Source organism: Pseudaeromonas sp. HNCC25DJ180, from assembly GCF_055413345.1.
Genome location: NZ_JBVAYF010000001.1, coordinates 136953 through 151904, shown reverse-complemented (window position 1 = coordinate 151904; position 14952 = coordinate 136953). Strand labels below are relative to the sequence as shown.

13 protein-coding genes are annotated in these 14952 nt (G+C 59.6%); 6 read left to right on the top strand and 7 right to left on the bottom strand.

All coding sequences use genetic code 11. The features are described 5' to 3' along the window. Positions 1 to 14: 14 nt before the first annotated feature. The 4 genes from ACZYTD_RS00690 (at position 15) to ACZYTD_RS00675 (ending at position 4395) form a co-directional block, all read left to right on the top strand. A complete protein-coding gene (locus tag ACZYTD_RS00690) occupies positions 15 to 1028 on the top strand; it encodes an endonuclease/exonuclease/phosphatase family protein (protein WP_463887857.1) in 1014 nt (337 codons plus the stop codon). Between the two features lie 55 nt (positions 1029 to 1083). Then, positions 1084 to 2034, top strand: a complete 951-nt coding sequence (locus ACZYTD_RS00685; RefSeq protein ID WP_463887855.1) for a Gfo/Idh/MocA family protein — start codon at positions 1084 to 1086, stop codon at positions 2032 to 2034. 350 nt (positions 2035 to 2384) lie between these two features. Further along, positions 2385 to 3782: an alkaline phosphatase gene (locus ACZYTD_RS00680; RefSeq protein WP_463888455.1), complete on the top strand. Its 1398-nt coding sequence runs from the start codon at positions 2385 to 2387 to the stop codon at positions 3780 to 3782. Positions 3783 to 3852: 70 nt separating this feature from the next. Beyond that, positions 3853 to 4395, top strand: coding sequence for an Lcl C-terminal domain-containing protein (locus tag ACZYTD_RS00675; RefSeq protein ID WP_463887854.1), 543 nt, complete (start codon positions 3853 to 3855; stop codon positions 4393 to 4395). Between the two features lie 45 nt (positions 4396 to 4440). On the opposite strand, the gene ACZYTD_RS00670 is transcribed toward ACZYTD_RS00675, so the two are convergent. The 5 genes from ACZYTD_RS00670 to ACZYTD_RS00650 form a co-directional block, all read right to left on the bottom strand. Continuing rightward, the gene (locus ACZYTD_RS00670; protein ID WP_463887852.1) at positions 4441 to 4848 is read right to left on the bottom strand and encodes a hypothetical protein; all 408 of its coding nucleotides are present in this window, start codon (positions 4846 to 4848) and stop codon (positions 4441 to 4443) included. Positions 4849 to 5026: 178 nt separating this feature from the next. Further along, entirely contained in the window at positions 5027 to 5587 is a 561-nt protein-coding gene (locus tag ACZYTD_RS00665; RefSeq protein WP_463887850.1) for a DUF4377 domain-containing protein, read from the bottom strand. A 90-nt stretch (positions 5588 to 5677) separates the two neighbouring features. Continuing rightward, positions 5678 to 7306 carry a methyl-accepting chemotaxis protein gene (locus ACZYTD_RS00660; RefSeq protein WP_463887848.1) on the bottom strand — a complete coding sequence of 543 codons (1629 nt, stop codon included), beginning with the start codon at positions 7304 to 7306 and terminating at the stop codon, positions 5678 to 5680. 66 nt (positions 7307 to 7372) lie between these two features. Beyond that, entirely contained in the window at positions 7373 to 8092 is a 720-nt protein-coding gene (locus ACZYTD_RS00655) for a site-2 protease family protein (RefSeq protein ID WP_463887846.1), read from the bottom strand. Between the two features lie 7 nt (positions 8093 to 8099). Continuing rightward, positions 8100 to 9002 carry a DUF2167 domain-containing protein gene (locus tag ACZYTD_RS00650; protein WP_463887844.1) on the bottom strand — a complete coding sequence of 301 codons (903 nt, stop codon included), beginning with the start codon at positions 9000 to 9002 and terminating at the stop codon, positions 8100 to 8102. Positions 9003 to 9334: 332 nt separating this feature from the next. Between ACZYTD_RS00650 and ACZYTD_RS00645 the strand changes: the two genes are divergently transcribed. After that, positions 9335 to 9979 carry a hypothetical protein gene (locus ACZYTD_RS00645; protein ID WP_463887842.1) on the top strand — a complete coding sequence of 215 codons (645 nt, stop codon included), beginning with the start codon at positions 9335 to 9337 and terminating at the stop codon, positions 9977 to 9979. Positions 9980 to 10030: 51 nt separating this feature from the next. Here the strand turns inward: ACZYTD_RS00645 and ACZYTD_RS00640 are convergent, their stop codons facing one another. Beyond that, on the bottom strand, positions 10031 to 11452 hold the full coding sequence (locus ACZYTD_RS00640) for a bifunctional NUDIX hydrolase/phosphatase PAP2 family protein (protein ID WP_463887839.1): 1422 nt from the start codon (positions 11450 to 11452) through the stop codon (positions 10031 to 10033). 31 nt (positions 11453 to 11483) lie between these two features. Continuing rightward, positions 11484 to 13073, bottom strand: a complete 1590-nt coding sequence (locus ACZYTD_RS00635; RefSeq protein WP_463887836.1) for a sensor domain-containing diguanylate cyclase — start codon at positions 13071 to 13073, stop codon at positions 11484 to 11486. A 157-nt stretch (positions 13074 to 13230) separates the two neighbouring features. On the opposite strand from ACZYTD_RS00635, the gene ACZYTD_RS00630 reads away from it, so the two are divergent. Then, entirely contained in the window at positions 13231 to 14934 is a 1704-nt protein-coding gene (locus tag ACZYTD_RS00630) for a SulP family inorganic anion transporter (RefSeq protein WP_463887833.1), read from the top strand. Positions 14935 to 14952: the final 18 nt, after the last annotated feature.

The following is a 14952-nucleotide window of genomic DNA, read 5'->3' as shown; positions in this document are numbered from 1 at the left end:
ACGGAGTGCCGCCAATGCTTGCCAGCTGTAGGTTGTTTACCCAGCCAGGTCTGACGCTTGCCGCCACGCTGTTGTGGCTGCTGCTGCCCCCCTGGGGTCATGCCAGCGAGACCCTGCGCATCGCCACCTTCAATATCGCCTGGTTGGCCGATGAGCCGCTCTCTGTTGCCATGATCAGCCAGTGCCGAGCCGAGGCCAGAGCCTACCCTGATATGGCGCATCGCCCCACTCCGGCCTGTCGCAGCGGCCTCTTTCGTTCTGCTGCGGCCTATTCCGAGCTGGCTCGCCAGGTGGCCCGGCTGGATGCCGATATTATTGCCTTTCAGGAGGTGCAGAGCGCGCGGGCATTGGCCGCTATTCTGGCCGATGGTCACTATCAACAGCCAGGGAGCTGGCTGTGGTGGGTCAATCCACTACCAGTCAACGCCAGGCAGCGGGTCGCCATAGCCGTGCGCCGCTCGCGGCTGGGTACACTGCAACTGCACGCCTTGCCTGAGCTGGGGCGCCCGCTTTGGCGTGAGCAGCGGGGTGGCCTGCTGGCCCGGCTCACGCTCGCCTCGGGCCGGAGCTTGCATCTGCTGGTGGTGCATCTGAAGAGCGGTTGCCGGTATGGGGAACTCGATAGCACTATGGCCTGTCGACAGCTGGCCGCCCAGGGCCGGATCCTGGCCCACATCATAGACCAGGAGCAGGAGAGTGGCGCCCCTCTGGTGATCCTGGGGGATTTCAATCGTGATTTTGCCAACGAGCAGGCGCTCTGGTCGCAGCTGGATAATCAGCAGCCCAGGGGGGCCAAATTGCAGCGGCTGACACAGGGATTTCAACAGCCTGATGGCTGTTATCTACCCCGCTATGGGGCCGATCCGATTGACCATATTCTGCTGAGCGGCCCTCTGCTGGATCATGCCGTGCCCGGCTCACTGGGCGCGTCCCCTCTGTCGCCGGATACGGATAGGGCAACGGCCAAAGCCAGGGGAGCCCTCTTGAGCGATCACTGCCCGTTGCGGGTGGATCTGCGCTGGCCTTAGGGGCGGGGGATGAATGGCGGTAAGATGGGTTATCTCATGGCGGGAAGGAGGGAGCATGCGCGCGGCCATCATAGGTTGCAACTGGGGGCAGATCTATATTCAGGGGTTACGGCAGCATGGGGTCGAGGTGGTGGCGCTGTGCGGCTTACCTCAGGAGCTGGCGGAGGCCGTAGCCCGGCAGCATCAGGTGCCACTGGCCACCGATACCGTAGCTCGACTGTTGGAGCCGGATCTGGCGCTGGATCTGGTGGTGCTCGCCACGCCTGCCATCACCCATGCCGCCCTGCTGAGCCAACTGGCGGGGCTGCCCGTCATCTGCGAGAAGCCCCTGTTTGGTTTGCGGGGGGATGAGTCGTTGCTGCAGGGCGTCGGTGAGCGAGTCTGGGTCAACTACGCCTTTGCCTTTCTCGATTCAGCCCGGCAGATAGCCGCCCTTAAACCTCGGCTGGGGGCCATACAGCGGCTGGAACTGGCCTGTGAATACGATCTGCCCCTGCGTTTCTCCCCAGCACAGTGGTGGCTGGAGGTGGCCAGTCACCCGCTCTCCTTCCTGGTTCATCTGTTTGGTGAGCCACGCTGGGTGGAGTCGGAGAGTCACTGGCAAGGCGACGCACTCCACTGCCGGATTGGCGCGACTCCGGCGCAACTCAGTTGCGCGGCGCGCCCGGGGTTGCATGGCATCACTCAGCGCTTGCGGATCCATGCCGAGCAGGGCGTGGTGACGCTGGATGGGGGCTTTCACCTGGGCCAGCCTTGGGGTTACCAGGCGGTGCGCTGGAATGGGGAAGCCTGCAATCAGGGGGAGTGGTGTGCCGAGGATTGTTGGATGCGGGCCAATCTGCGCAGCATAGGCCAGATAGTGCGCCAGTTACGAGGTGAGCTGACGGTGCGCGAGGCCCTGACTCTGGGTCTATTTACTCCGGCTAAGGCGGAGCCCATAGATCGCTTGATCCGCGCGGCGTGGTGTCACAAGGTTCCTGCCCCTGGCGACCATGTTGGCAGCTGAGCCAGTAAAACGAGGACGAAAAGTACATGTTATAGTGTAACGTGTGTGTCATAGTCAGTCGCTAGTGTCAGTGCTCTATTTCAAGGCTAGGAGGCCACATGAGCACGATTACCCCAGTTTCTTTACGCTATACCCTATTGGCGGCAACTATTGCTATGACTCTGAGTGGTTGTGGTAGTGATGATAAGAGCTCTACTACGGCTTCTCCGACTACGCCGACAAAGCCCTCTACCCCGACCCCTGCGCCGACTCCAACTCCAACTCCAACTCCGACTCCGACTCCAACTCCAACTCCAACTCCAACTCCAACGCCTGCTCCGACCGTGAAGGTGGCCAAGAACGTGATCCTGATGATCAACGATGGGGCGAGCTGGGGCGCCTGGGAGATGGCCGCCAATTGGGATAAGGGGGTCAAGGCGAATGATCTGGAGGCCTACAAGGCATTGCCAGTCCATCTGGGTATGACCACCTACCCACTGAACACCAGCAAGAGTCCAACCAAGGACATGGCGCCTAAGGTCAGCTACGATGCAGCCAAGGCCTGGGATCCGACCCTAGGTACGCCATGGACGGATAAATACCAAGCGGCCATCCTGGGTTATCAATATCTGCTCAGTAACTACACGGATTCGGCCGCCGCAGGCTCGGCCATAGCGTCAGGTCAGAAGACCTATAACAACGCTATCAACTACGACAACATGGGCAATCCCATGGAGTTCATCACCCAGGTTGCCAAGAAGGCAGGCAAGGCAACCGGTGTGGTCACCTCAGTCCAGTTCTCGCACGCCACTCCGGCGACCTTTGCTGCGCAAAATATCAGCCGTTCCGATCTGCCGGCCATAGCTCGTACCATGCTGACCGCTGGTGATGTAGATCTCATCATGGGGACGGGTCACCCGGACTTCGATGGCAATGGCACCGATCTGACCAAGTTGACCGCAGAGCAGTGCGCGACCAACTCGGCTTGTCAGAATCGTTATGACACCCTAGCCCAGGCCGAGTGGTTGGCGCTCAAGAGTGGCCAGCTCAAGCCCAGCGGCGCCGCAGCCACCTGGACCCTGTTGGAAGATAAGGGCAGCTTCGATCTGCTGGCCAATAACAATCTGGATGTGAAGGGTCCGCTGATGGGGCTGCCCAAGGTGCGTTGGACTCTGCAACAGGGGCGCAGCCTGGATGTGTTAGGCGCCGATCCGAGCCAACCGAGTGGTATCAAGATGATCGGCTCTGTGCCCGATCTGGCCACCATGTCGAAGGGCGCACTTAACTATCTGGGCAAGGATCCGGATGGTTTCTTTGTGATGATCGAAGGGGGGGCCACCGATTGGGCGGCCCATGCTAACCAGACCGGTCAGCTGATCGAAGAAGGCAGTGATTTCAACCGCAGCGTGGCGGCCGTCGAAGCCTGGGTGGAGAAGAACAGCAACTGGGATGAGACGCTGCTGATCGTGACCACAGACCATGGTAATGCTCTGCCGTTAGATACCACTTCTGATACAGTGGCCTTTGCTCCGGTGAAGAATGCCGGGGCCGGTAACCTGCCGACCTTGCGTTACTGGACTGGCAACCACACCAATGAAGTGGTGCGTCTGTGGGCCAAGGGGGCGGGTAGTGACAAGTACACTAGCTACATCAAGGGTAAGGATGCCAAGTTTGCCGAGGTGGTGGGCCATAATGCCGATGGTAGCTACATTGACAACACGGATGTCCATACCTGGATCAAGGCCAGCATGCTGGCTGCCAGCAAGTAAGGCGTTGTTCATCAAGGGCTGCCAGTGGGCAGCCCTTTTGCATTTATGCACAAGGAGAGGTAGAGCGCTTATGGGAACTAACCAATTACGTAACCAGGTACTCCTGATGGGCTTGCTGGGCTTGCTGGGCTTGACGACTCTCGCAGCCCAAGCCCAGATCTGTCAGCAGGAAAAGCCCCGGCCAACCGATCATAAGCGGTTTGTGGTACGGAGCCCGGATACCGTAGTGGATAAGCAAGAGAAACTGGAGTGGCAGCGCTGCCCGATCGGGCTCTCTGGTCCTGAGTGTCAGCTGGGGAAGTTGCAGCGATTGACCGTGATGCAGGCTTGGGAGTTCGCCCAACGGCTGCATCAGGATGGCTTGGCAGAACATCAGGGCTGGCGACTCCCGACCATAGCTGAGTTGGCTAGTCTGCGTAAGGCCGATTGCGTCGACCCTGCTATCGATCTAACCCTCTTTCCCAATGTGCAGGGGGATTGGTACTGGAGCAGCAGCCATGAGCCCCAGAGCACACTGGATTACTGGTATTTTGATTTCAAGGCGGGCGTGGCAGGTCAGGATGACAAGAGTCTTGCTAATCCGGTGCGCTTGGTTCGAGACACACTCCCCTAGCGTGAACATCGGAAGCGTGTGCACGACAACTTGACCAGGCTGGACCTATCTTGGCCAGCTGCGCTCGGGGTTCTGGCTCAGTTGCCAGTCGGCGTAATCCTGGGGGGGATGGGCTATCTCTATGATGTGCTCGGCACCAAAGGGGATCTCGGCACCGAAGATCACATAGTTGTCACTGCTGGGCTCCAGGCAACCAGGCTGCTCATCCAGAATGCCAATATAGTATTCAGGATGGCACTCGGCCACTATCACCCACATGATCTCCTGATTGGCGCGGCTGTGGCCATGGGCATCGAGGGTGAGGATCTCAAACAGTAAGCGTGCGGCATCCCCCACCTGCAGAGTCTGACGCTCGGCTAGGGGCGGAATGGTGAAGGAGTCTGGCAGGGTCGCGTGGGCCGCTTCGCCAGAGTGTAAACACCAGGAATTTTCTTCTATCGTCGGCAGTTTCATAGGCGTGAGTGCTTGCGCTAGGCATCCCTGCGAGTGAATAAGGCCGCCAGTCAAGCTGGGCGGTATAGAGCCATGGCTCATGACTATTTTAGCACGCTAACCCAGCCATTGCCGGCTGACAACCGGGGAGAGGGCAAGGGGTGAGCGGGGTAACACTATTCCCCAGTGGGGGGATGGCTCAATTCCACCAGATGAGTTCCAGGGGCGTCAGGTCGTTGCCTGTGTAGCGAAAACGCAGGCTGATGAGGCCCTGGCTGCCGCTCATGGCAACCAGGCGGTCACAATCAAGCCGCGGTTCACAGACAAAGCGCTGCTGATAGAAGCGGTAGTTCTGATTGCCCTGTCCGGAGAAGGCGCCCGCCACCAGGGTGATATGGGCCAGCAGGTACTCATGACCTATGGGCTCGGCGTGCTCATCCAGAATACTCACTAGCTGGGTGCGGCTGCCCGGTAAACCGAGAGGATCACCGCTGATGCGTAGCTGGTAGCTATGGCCCCACTGATATGCCAGCCCCTGGATGGGCTCGTAGCGATCATGCCAGTTACCATCATCACTGCGCTGTTGTACCCAACAGAGCTGGGTCGCGTCAGGGCCACAGGGCTGCTGGTAGGAGGCGAGGCGGATCTCCGCCTGGGGCTCATCGTTCGGGTCGCCGGAGGAGATATAGACACGGCAGGCGGTGAGCCCGGTCAGCAGGCTGATCAGCAGCAGGTTAGGGACGCATAGAGTAAGCCGCATGGTGAGCTCCGGCTGTGAGTGAGCGATTTCCTTATCATAGCAGGCGCGGGTTTGGCGGCTTGCCCCGCCAGGGCGGCGGGGCAGTATGGCTCAGACCTGGAACTGGTCAACGCGCCCCTGTAACTGACTGGCCAGTTGGCTCAGGCTGAGGCAGGCGGCCGCGGTCTGTTCGGCGCCACTGGCTACCTCATTGGCGGTATCGTGGATATTGGTGATGTTGCGGTTGAGCTCTTCGGTCACCGAACTCTGCTCCTCGGTGGCGCTGGCGATCTGGTTATTCATGTCCGAGATGCGCTCGACCGATTGGGTTACCTTGCTGATGGTCGCGCCCACTTCACCGGCACTCTTGACCGTGGTCTGCATCAGTTGACGGCTGTTGCGCATGCTCTCGGCGGTCTGCAGCGCCCGTTTTTGCAATATGTCGATGATACGGTTGATCTCGCTGGTGGAGTCCTGGGTGCGCTTGGCCAGGGTGCGAACCTCATCGGCGACGACGGCAAAGCCGCGGCCATGCTCACCGGCTCGGGCCGCTTCAATCGCCGCGTTCAATGCCAGCAGGTTGGTCTGATCGGCAATGGAGCGGATCACTTCCAGTACCACACCTATGCTCTGACTATCTTGTTGCAGCAATTCCACTATTTGCCCGGCCTCCTCAATTTCATGGGCCACCCGCTCGGTATTGTGGATGGAGAGATTGACCACCTCCTGGCCAACCCCGCTGTCATTGGCGGCGGCACTGGCCGAGTTGGCGGCATCATTACAGCTGCGTGAAACCTCCTGCACCGTGCTCTGCAACTCATTGATGGCGGTGGCCAACTGATTGATTTCGCCCATCTGCTGGTGAACCCCAGTGGCCGACTGATTAGCGACGGCATTCACCTCCTCTACGGCGGAACTCAGCTGATGGATGGCGGCCGCCAGATCGGAGATGAGTCCTTTAAGGTTGCCATGCATGGCGATAAACGCCGTGGCCAGGGTGCCCAGCTCATCTTGGGCGAAGCGTTTGGTGTCGATATGACCACGCAGGTTGCCCTGGGCCAATAGATTGGCCTGCTCGACCAGGTGATTGAGCGGGTTGCGGATCTGCCGGGTTAGCCAGCTCGCCAGGCCTATCACTAACAGGGCGCTGAGGGTCAGCGTGATACCGATCCAGAGGGTGGCCGACTTATCGGTCTCGACAAATTCGCTGCGCATCTCGGCGGCATGCTTGGCATTGAGCGTCTGTAACTCGGCGGCCATGGGCGCCAACTGGTTGTATTGCGCTATGGAGTTCACGGCCAGCTGGGTCGCCGCCTCATGCTGCCCCTCGCTCTTGAGGCGAATGATCTGGTCGTGGATGGGTTTATAGGCTTGCCACTGCTGAACCAGTTGTTGGTAGAGCTGGCGCTCCGCGTCGCTGGCGATCAGGGGTTCATAGCTCTGCAGGCTCTTTTCGAGCTTGGCTATGGTGTCACTCACCAGCTTCTGCCCCTCTTGCATGTTGCCGGCATTGGTCAACAGCATGTAGCGCAGTTCCATTCGGCGAACATCGGAGATCTCTTGCGTCAGCTTGGCTGAGGCTTGCAGGCTGGGAATGATGTTGTCGCTGACCTCGACAAATTGTGCTTTGGAGGAGGAGAGCAGCTTGATGGTTAACCCGCCGACTAGCAGCAGAATGAGAAAGATGAGCGAGAAAGAGAGGGTGAGCTTTCGGGCGATCGATAAATTTCTAATTAACATGACTAAATGTCCTTATCTGGCATGTGGTTTGTTGTTTGTTGTTTGTTGTTTGTAGTTAGTTGTGGTTTATGCGATGCGTAAATGACTCAACATCAGGTGGACATCGTGACTCATGACCGCCAGGAAGGCGAGCAGGGCCAGGTAGTAACAGCCGTACTGCAGTCTGTGCTCCAGTGACACCTGGTAGTACCCCTCCGGTTTATCCTTCTGCTCTTGCCCCCGCAACACGGCCCAGATCTGGGGCGCGGCGAGCAGGGCAACCAGGATCAGCATGGGGCTGGGGCGGTAGAAGAAGAGCGCCACCAGCACGGGGACACCAACCAGCCAGAGCCGGGGGGAGATGATGGCGACTATGCGGCCGCCATCGAAGGGGCTCAAGGGGATAAGGTTAAATAGATTTAGCAAGAAGCCAATATAGGCCAGGGCCAGCCAGATATCCTGGCCGCTCTGCCGTCCCAGATAGTAACAACCCAGGGCGGCTACGCTGCCTAACAGGGGTCCGGCGAAGGCCACATAGGCCTCGGTTTCCACCGACATGGGCTGCTCTTTGAGGTCGATCCAGGCGCCGATGAAGGGAATAAAGGTGGGGGCTCCCACCTTCAGCCCTCGTTGCTTGGCGGCGAGAAAGTGGCCCATCTCATGGACGAAGAGCAGCAGGATGAAACCCGCGGCATAGGGCCAACCGAAGAGCTGGGCATAGATGACCAGGGAGAGCAGCATGCTGCCTATGCTCAGCAGGACTTTGCCAAATTTACCGGCAGTGAGTAATAGCAGCAGTGCCTTCATGAGGGGGTTATTCCTTATTGCGCTTGAAGAAGCGGCCAATCACGGCCGCGCCCCCGACCAGGGTCAGCAAAATTATCTTGGCAAACTTGGCAAGGAATACCGCGGCCAGAGCGAAGAAGCCCAGCTTCTTGGCGGCGACCCCGGCGACCAGCGCGGCCAGACCATATTCGGCGACCTTATCCGTGCCCTCCTTAAAGTCGCTGTAGTGCTTGCCACTATCGAATTTCAGGGCCGAGATCAGGTTGCCAGCGACGGGCTTCAGACGTTCGACATTTTGCAGGTCGGTGACCAGATTCATGCTCACATAACCTTCGCGGCCCAGGGCCAGGGTGTTGTAGTTGATGGTGTAGTTGGGATCCTGGCTGCCCTTGTCCCGGGCTGAGGCTGACCAGCGCAGATGGTGCTCCTGGGCGCTGTAGTGGGGGACTTCGGCCCAGCCGACGACTTCCAGCTCGGAGATACCGCGCGCCTTGCGCTCGGCGTTGGCGGCTTCGGTGCCCTCGCGCAGGTTGTTGAGCATGTCGTCCGGGTTCCACTCCTTGGCATCATCATCCTTGATGTAGCCTGCCGGCTTATAGCTCAGCACCATCATCCACTGCTCTTCATCACTGTTGGGCAGCACCATTCCCTCTACTTCGCCATCGCCTTCGCCATCCAGGGCCTTCAGCAGACGCTGAGCCTGGCTGCGCGGCACATAGCTGAACCCTTCGGGGAGTTGCAGGTGGGCCTGGTTGGTGACGGCGATATCCGAGGGGCCAGGAATGGCGGCTTGTAGGGCCGCATCATTAGCCGCGTCAATTTCGGCTTGGGCTTGTGCCAGCTGTGTCGTCGGGGCTGACTCGGCCGCGTAGAGCGGCTGCGTCAGTAACAGAGTGGCGAGCGCCAGCGGGCGTAGCAGAAAAGTGTTCATGTGAAATCCTTGTCTCATTATTCCAGGTGTTATGTCCCCAGGCGGTAATATCCGCCGTTAGCCATGGCTTCGGGTGCTCTCCCTCCCCGCACGGCCTTGGGGGGCATAGTTTCAGATGAACCGCTTGTGCTTGGTTGTGATCGGGCTAATAGTTGGAAAATTTCCTGTGCACTTTAGCCACTATCTGCTACAGACCCCCCATTTTATTCGCGAGGCGGCATTGGCTCGGGGCTATTAGCTCTCGGCCTGGGGCCGTGTGCACGGTATGATAATGGAACACAGGGTTGAGCATTCGACCTCTGGCCTGCTTTGTCATCATGGAGTGAACCCCAATGCGTTGTATCGTGTTGCTTAAAGTACTGTTAGTCAGCCTGTTACTGTCCGGTTGTGTGGCGCCCCTCTTGATGGGCGCCCAGAGCCAATTGATGTGGGCTCTGCTCAAGCCCCTGGTGGGTTTTGATCCGAATGAGGTGAACCTGTTCGAGCAGCCGTTGATCAAGGATCGGATGCAGCCGCTGTTGGGGGAACACTATGGCACTGCGGTACAGTTGCTCAAGACGGCCGATGAGATCCAGCAGGAGGGGCCCCTCTTCTATGTTCTCTCCAACAACGAGGTGACTGGGCCTCTGGCCAAGCAAGCTGGCTTTGTATGGAACTCGCAGAGCAACCAGATGGCGGTGTTGCTGCAGGAGCAGGGTAAGTCGCTGGTCTTTAGTGAGCCTTTGGCCGAGGCGGCTAAGGGCTCGGCTCTGGCTCCGGATCAACTGGGGGCCTGGCCGACCGCCATGCGCTCCTTGCTGGATCCCCAGGCGTTGCAGCAGCAGGCCACTGGTGCTGCGGCGACGGCGGTATCCGGGGCGGTGCAGGGGGCAACCTCAGCCGCTACCGGCACACTCAATCAGCAAGTGAATGACACCTTGAGCCAAGGGAGCAATCAGCTGTTGCCGAGTAGTAGCGGTGCCACGGCGGCCCCGTGAGTGCCACTGGGAGCGCGACTAGAACAAGGCCGGGATCTCCCGGCCTTGTTGTTACTGGCGATGATTGGCTGTGGCCGTTTTAGCCATGGCGAGCCAGCAACCCCGTGCTAGCCACCAGCCCAGCGCCAGATAGAGCAGGGCTTCGCTGGCGAGCAGGCTCTTGGAGTCCAGCAGCCAGTGGGGCAGTTGGCTCAGTAGCGCCATAGTGAGCAAGGGGCCCGTCATGGTGATCATCATGGCCCGCAGACGTTGCAGGCGCGATCCTGTGACGGCTTCCCTATGGAGGCTCTGGCCCGTGCCCCAGGCTATGCCTGATGCCAGGGCTCCACTAAACAGCAAGCTGGGTTCGAACCAATAGAGGGCGCCTAAGCCGCTGACCAGCGTGAGTAGCCACCAACAGCGGGGGGTGGCGAGCCAATGTGCCGCGCGACTTTCGGGCTTGGGCCATAACCCTAGCAGTAACCCACCCAGTAACATTCCGCCCAGCACATCACTGACAAAGTGGACGCCATAGTAGACCCGGGCTGCTCCGGTGAGCAGGGTCAAACCGAGCACCACCAGCCCGATCAGCCAGGGGCGGCGTGGGCGCAGCAGGGGCAACAGCAGACCCCAGCAGAGCATGGCCAGCGCCGTATGGCCGCTGGGCAGGCCAAAGCCACTGGCCGGACGCAGGGCCAGGCCGGGGTCAAAGTGCAAGGGGCGCGGCAGGGCGAAGCCCAGTTTCGCCAGCTGGATCAGCAGATTCACCACGACCAGAGCGGAGAGGATCCGGCTACCGCAGCGCCAGCCGAGGAGGGGGAGCAACAAGGGCAAGAGCAGCAGATAGCTGCTACCTTCACCCAGCAGGTTAGTGAGTGCCCACAGGGGGGCCAGGAAGGCCGTCTCGTGTTGCCAGGCTTGGGACCAGCCTAACTCCTGCTGCTGCCAGGGTGAGGCGGCATCCCAGAAATTAGCCAACTGCAGATGGGGGCTCTCCGGCAGGGTCGGCAGCAGTGTGGCCAGATGCAGATCCTGCAGTTGCTCGGTAAAGCGCAGGAGCACCTGAGGGTGCTCAGGGTTCACCAGACGCACGCTCATGATCTCCCCGCCCAGATTGGGGGCCCGTAACATGTCGATGCTCTGGCTGGGGGCCTGCCAGCGAATAGGCTCAAGGCTTTGGCAGGCAAAAAAACGGGCCCGCCCGGGCGTCTCCCCATAGTCGGTGAGTGGGGCTATGATGCGACCATGCAGCCCTGTCTCTTCCCATAGTTCGCGCAGGGCCGCCTGCTCCGGGGTTTCGTCACCATCGATATAACCACCCGACAGGCTGAAGCGGCGGCTGAGTCTATCCTGCACCATCAACAGCTGATCGCCGACGCGAATGACGCAGACGGCGCCTATGGGGGCGTCGGCTTGGGCGGTTTGGCTAGCAAACAGCCCAGGGAGGAGCAGGCAGAGCAACCAGGTACTAAGACGGCGAGCAAGGTGGGTCATGGGGAGATCCGATAGGGCGCGAGCTCCGATTCTAGGTGGCTGGCTGGTAGATCTCAACCCGATTGCGGCCTAGGGCCTTGGCTTGATAGAGCGCCTTGTCTGCCTGGCTAAGCAGAAGGTTGGATTGAGTGCTCTCCGCCTGCATCTGGGTGATGCCTATGCTGCAGGTGAGGGTGATGAACTGGTGGTCATCGGGCGTGACGATCTTGAGTTTGGCGACTTCCTGGCGCAGCTTCTCGGCAATCAGGCTGGCCTGTTCGAGTTTCACGTCTCGCAGCAGGATCAGGAACTCCTCTCCACCAATGCGGGCGACCTCATCGGTGCAGCGGCAGTGGGTGGTCAGACAAAGGGCAAACTCGGCCAGCACTCTGTCGCCTATCGGATGTCCCCAGGCATCGTTGACCGCCTTGAAGTGATCGATATCCAGGATCAACAGGCAGAAAGCCTGACCATGCCGTTGGTAGCCCGCCAGTTCGCGATTGAGCGTTTGGCTCATGTAACGCAGGTTATGTAGCCCGGTCAGCGGGTCGGTTTCAGCCAGCTGGATCAGGGCTTCTTCCGCCCGTTGGCGCGCCTGGATTTCGAGTTTGAGCCGTCGATTGAGACGGTAGTACCAGACTATGCCGATCAGCAGGAGCAGGGAAAAGAGCAACAGGCCGCCCAGGAGGCGCAGATAGTTGCTGATGAAGCCATTTATCCGTCGTTCCGAGTAGAGAAATGGCTCCAGATCCAGATTGGTCAGCTGGCTCTTGGCCAGTTGAATTTCGGCAATCCGTTGCCAGCGCCCTGGATTCATATGCCCTATGTCGATCAATTCGGGCTGCATCAACCGGGTCATGGATTTGGCCTCAAATCGTAGCTGTTTGGCGCTCTTTCCAGGGGCGTATTGCCGCTGGATGACGGCTATGGTCTCTTCTATATGCTCCATCGCATAGTGCCATCCCCGGAGTGAGGCCGTGCGAAAACGGCTGACGCGATCGGGATGCAGCCGGACTTCATTCTGTGAGGTGAAGAGCACATCCCCATAGAAGTCGATGCCATAGGTGCGAGGATCGATCAGCCGATAGGCGATGCCACGCTGTTCCAGCTCGAAGGGCTCATTGGTGACATACGCATCATAGGCGTCCACCTGGTGCTGGATCAGCGGCTCGAGAGTGAAGGTGGTCTGCACTAGATTGAGTCTGTTACTCTCTACGCCTTCGGCATGAAAGGGGGCCAGCAACTCTACGCTCTCACTGAGCGGGAAGACGGTCATCAGTTTCTTGTCGACCAAATCATGCAGATTCTGGATGTCCGGGCGCTCCAGCACCAGCCAACTGACGGCTGAGTGTTGCAAGGTTGCGGCCAGGGCGACCACGGGTTTGCCATCGGCATAGTCGCGGATCAGACCCGAGTTGGAGATGCCATAGTGGGCGTCGCCCCTTAATACCGCATTGACGGGAGAGACAAAGGCGCCGTTATAGCCATTAGGTCTGAGGGTGACCGCTAATCCGGCCTCCCGATAGAAGCCCTTTTCCAGAGCCATGTAGTATCCGGCGAACTGGAATTGGTGGACCCACTTCAGTTGCAGGGTCACAGGCTCCAGGGCGTGGGATGCCTGAGCCCAGAGAAGCAACATCATCAGACACCTTGTGCACCACGCCATAGAGTCAATCCCGTCCTGTGATCCGGATGCCGAGTCATTTTTTAATATGTGACAAAGGGTTGCACCATGATTCTAAGGACAACTATGTTGATCGTATAGGGAGTTCCACTTCCTTTTACTTGGAGTGAGCGCTATGCCAAGTTCTGTCAAGGTGTTGCACTGGGCTCCGGGCCTGGCGACCTTGCAACACTACCGTCCTAGCTGGTTCTGGTGTGATCTGCGGGCGGGCCTCTCCGTGGCGGCTGTGGCCCTGCCGGTCTCCATCGCCTATGCCTCGTTGGCGGGGGTGAGTCCCATAGCTGGCCTCTACTCTTGCATATTGCCACTGCTAGTTTATGCCCTATTTGGCACCTCCCGGCAACTGATCATAGGGCCGGATGCGGCCACTTGTGCCGTGGTCGCCGCGGTGGTGGCGCCCTTGGCGGGCGGTGATCCGCTGCGGCAGTGGCAGTTGACGGTGATCATGACCCTGATGACCGGCATCTGGTGCCTGCTGGGGAGTTGGTTGCGGTTGGGGGCCCTGGCCGAGTTTCTCTCCAAACCCATCTTGCTGGGTCTGCTCAACGGGGTGGCATTGACCATAATCGTCGGTCAAACCGCCCGGTTGCTCGGGTTTCACTACGAGGAGCGGGGACTGATCGAGCAGGTACTCCAGGTACCTCACTACCTGGCCCAGACTCAGAGTCTGACCCTGGCGGTCAGCCTCTTCACGCTGCTCATCCTGCTGCTGGTCCAGCGTTGGCGCCCACTCTGGTCCGGCCCGCTGTTCGCCATGTCGCTGTGCGGCGGCCTCTCCTATCTTCTCGATTTTCCCCACCTGGGGATTGCGACCCTGGGGCCGCTCTCTTCTGGCTTGGCGGAGCTGAGCTGGTCGGCCGTCCAGCCGCAACTGCTGCGGGAGATGGTCGTGCCCTCGTTTAACCTGGCGCTGGTGAGTTTCGTCAGCATGATGCTAACGGTGCGAACCTTTGCCGCCAAGAATGGCTATGAGGTGGATGCGGACAAGGAGTTTCGTGCTCTGGGGTTGGCCAACATCGCTTCGGGCCTCTCCCTGGGGTTTGCCATCAGCGGCACCATGTCGCGCACCGCGATCAATGATGTGAATGGCGGCAAGAGCCAGCTAGTCTCAGTAGTTGCCGCCCTGCTCATCGGCCTGGTGACCCTCTTTTTTACTGATGCGCTGCAATACCTGCCGGTAGCCACCCTGGGCATGGTGCTGGTGGTGGCGGCCATGGGGTTGACCGACTTTCCTGGCCTCTACTCCTTACGGCACAGCGATCGCCCCGCGTTTTGGTTGGCGTTGACGACCTTTGCCAGCGTGCTGTGTATCGGTGTGCTGCCGGGGATTGGTTTTGCCGTGCTGCTGGGGTTGTTTCAATTTCTGCACAGCATAATGCGCCCCACAGATCAGCTGCTTGGGGTTGATGAGAAAGGGGTGGTCCACTCCTTGGGGCGCAGCAGCCACATCCATGCCATTCCTGGTGTGCTGGTCTACCGTTTCAACTCGCCGCTCACCTACTTCAATGCCGCCTACTTCAAGCGCCGGGTCTGGAGCTCGTTGCTGCAGAGCAATGCGCCAGTCAAGGTGCTCATCATCGATGCGGTGGCCTCCTTCAACCAGCAGGATATCAGCGTGATGACCATGCTGGCCGAGTTGCAGCGCGACCTGCAGCGGCAGGGGATCCAGCTCTGGCTGGCTGGGCGGCGTACCTCGTTGACCAACTGGTTACAACAGGCTGGGGTGCCGGTAGGCGAAGGGGGGATCCGGGTCTGCAGCGATCTCTATAGCGCCATCCGTCATCTGGCCGAGATGGCGCCCGCCAAACCAGACGGTTGATTTTGCGGGCGCGGCTGG

Excerpts from the sequence above, each read along its gene's own strand:
- ACZYTD_RS00690 (WP_463887857.1), top strand. The coding sequence starts at position 15 with ATGCTTGCCAGCTGTAGGTTGTTTACCCAGCCAGGTCTGACGCTTGCC.
- ACZYTD_RS00685 (WP_463887855.1), top strand. The coding sequence starts at position 1,084 with ATGCGCGCGGCCATCATAGGTTGCAACTGGGGGCAGATCTATATTCAG.
- ACZYTD_RS00680 (WP_463888455.1), top strand. The coding sequence starts at position 2,385 with ATGATCAACGATGGGGCGAGCTGGGGCGCCTGGGAGATGGCCGCCAAT.
- ACZYTD_RS00675 (WP_463887854.1), top strand. The coding sequence starts at position 3,853 with ATGGGAACTAACCAATTACGTAACCAGGTACTCCTGATGGGCTTGCTG.
- ACZYTD_RS00670 (WP_463887852.1), bottom strand. The coding sequence starts at position 4,848 with ATGAAACTGCCGACGATAGAAGAAAATTCCTGGTGTTTACACTCTGGC.
- ACZYTD_RS00665 (WP_463887850.1), bottom strand. The coding sequence starts at position 5,587 with ATGCGGCTTACTCTATGCGTCCCTAACCTGCTGCTGATCAGCCTGCTG.
- ACZYTD_RS00660 (WP_463887848.1), bottom strand. The coding sequence starts at position 7,306 with ATGTTAATTAGAAATTTATCGATCGCCCGAAAGCTCACCCTCTCTTTC.
- ACZYTD_RS00655 (WP_463887846.1), bottom strand. The coding sequence starts at position 8,092 with ATGAAGGCACTGCTGCTATTACTCACTGCCGGTAAATTTGGCAAAGTC.
- ACZYTD_RS00650 (WP_463887844.1), bottom strand. The coding sequence starts at position 9,002 with ATGAACACTTTTCTGCTACGCCCGCTGGCGCTCGCCACTCTGTTACTG.
- ACZYTD_RS00645 (WP_463887842.1), top strand. The coding sequence starts at position 9,335 with ATGCGTTGTATCGTGTTGCTTAAAGTACTGTTAGTCAGCCTGTTACTG.
- ACZYTD_RS00640 (WP_463887839.1), bottom strand. The coding sequence starts at position 11,452 with ATGACCCACCTTGCTCGCCGTCTTAGTACCTGGTTGCTCTGCCTGCTC.
- ACZYTD_RS00635 (WP_463887836.1), bottom strand. The coding sequence starts at position 13,073 with ATGATGTTGCTTCTCTGGGCTCAGGCATCCCACGCCCTGGAGCCTGTG.
- ACZYTD_RS00630 (WP_463887833.1), top strand. The coding sequence starts at position 13,231 with ATGCCAAGTTCTGTCAAGGTGTTGCACTGGGCTCCGGGCCTGGCGACC.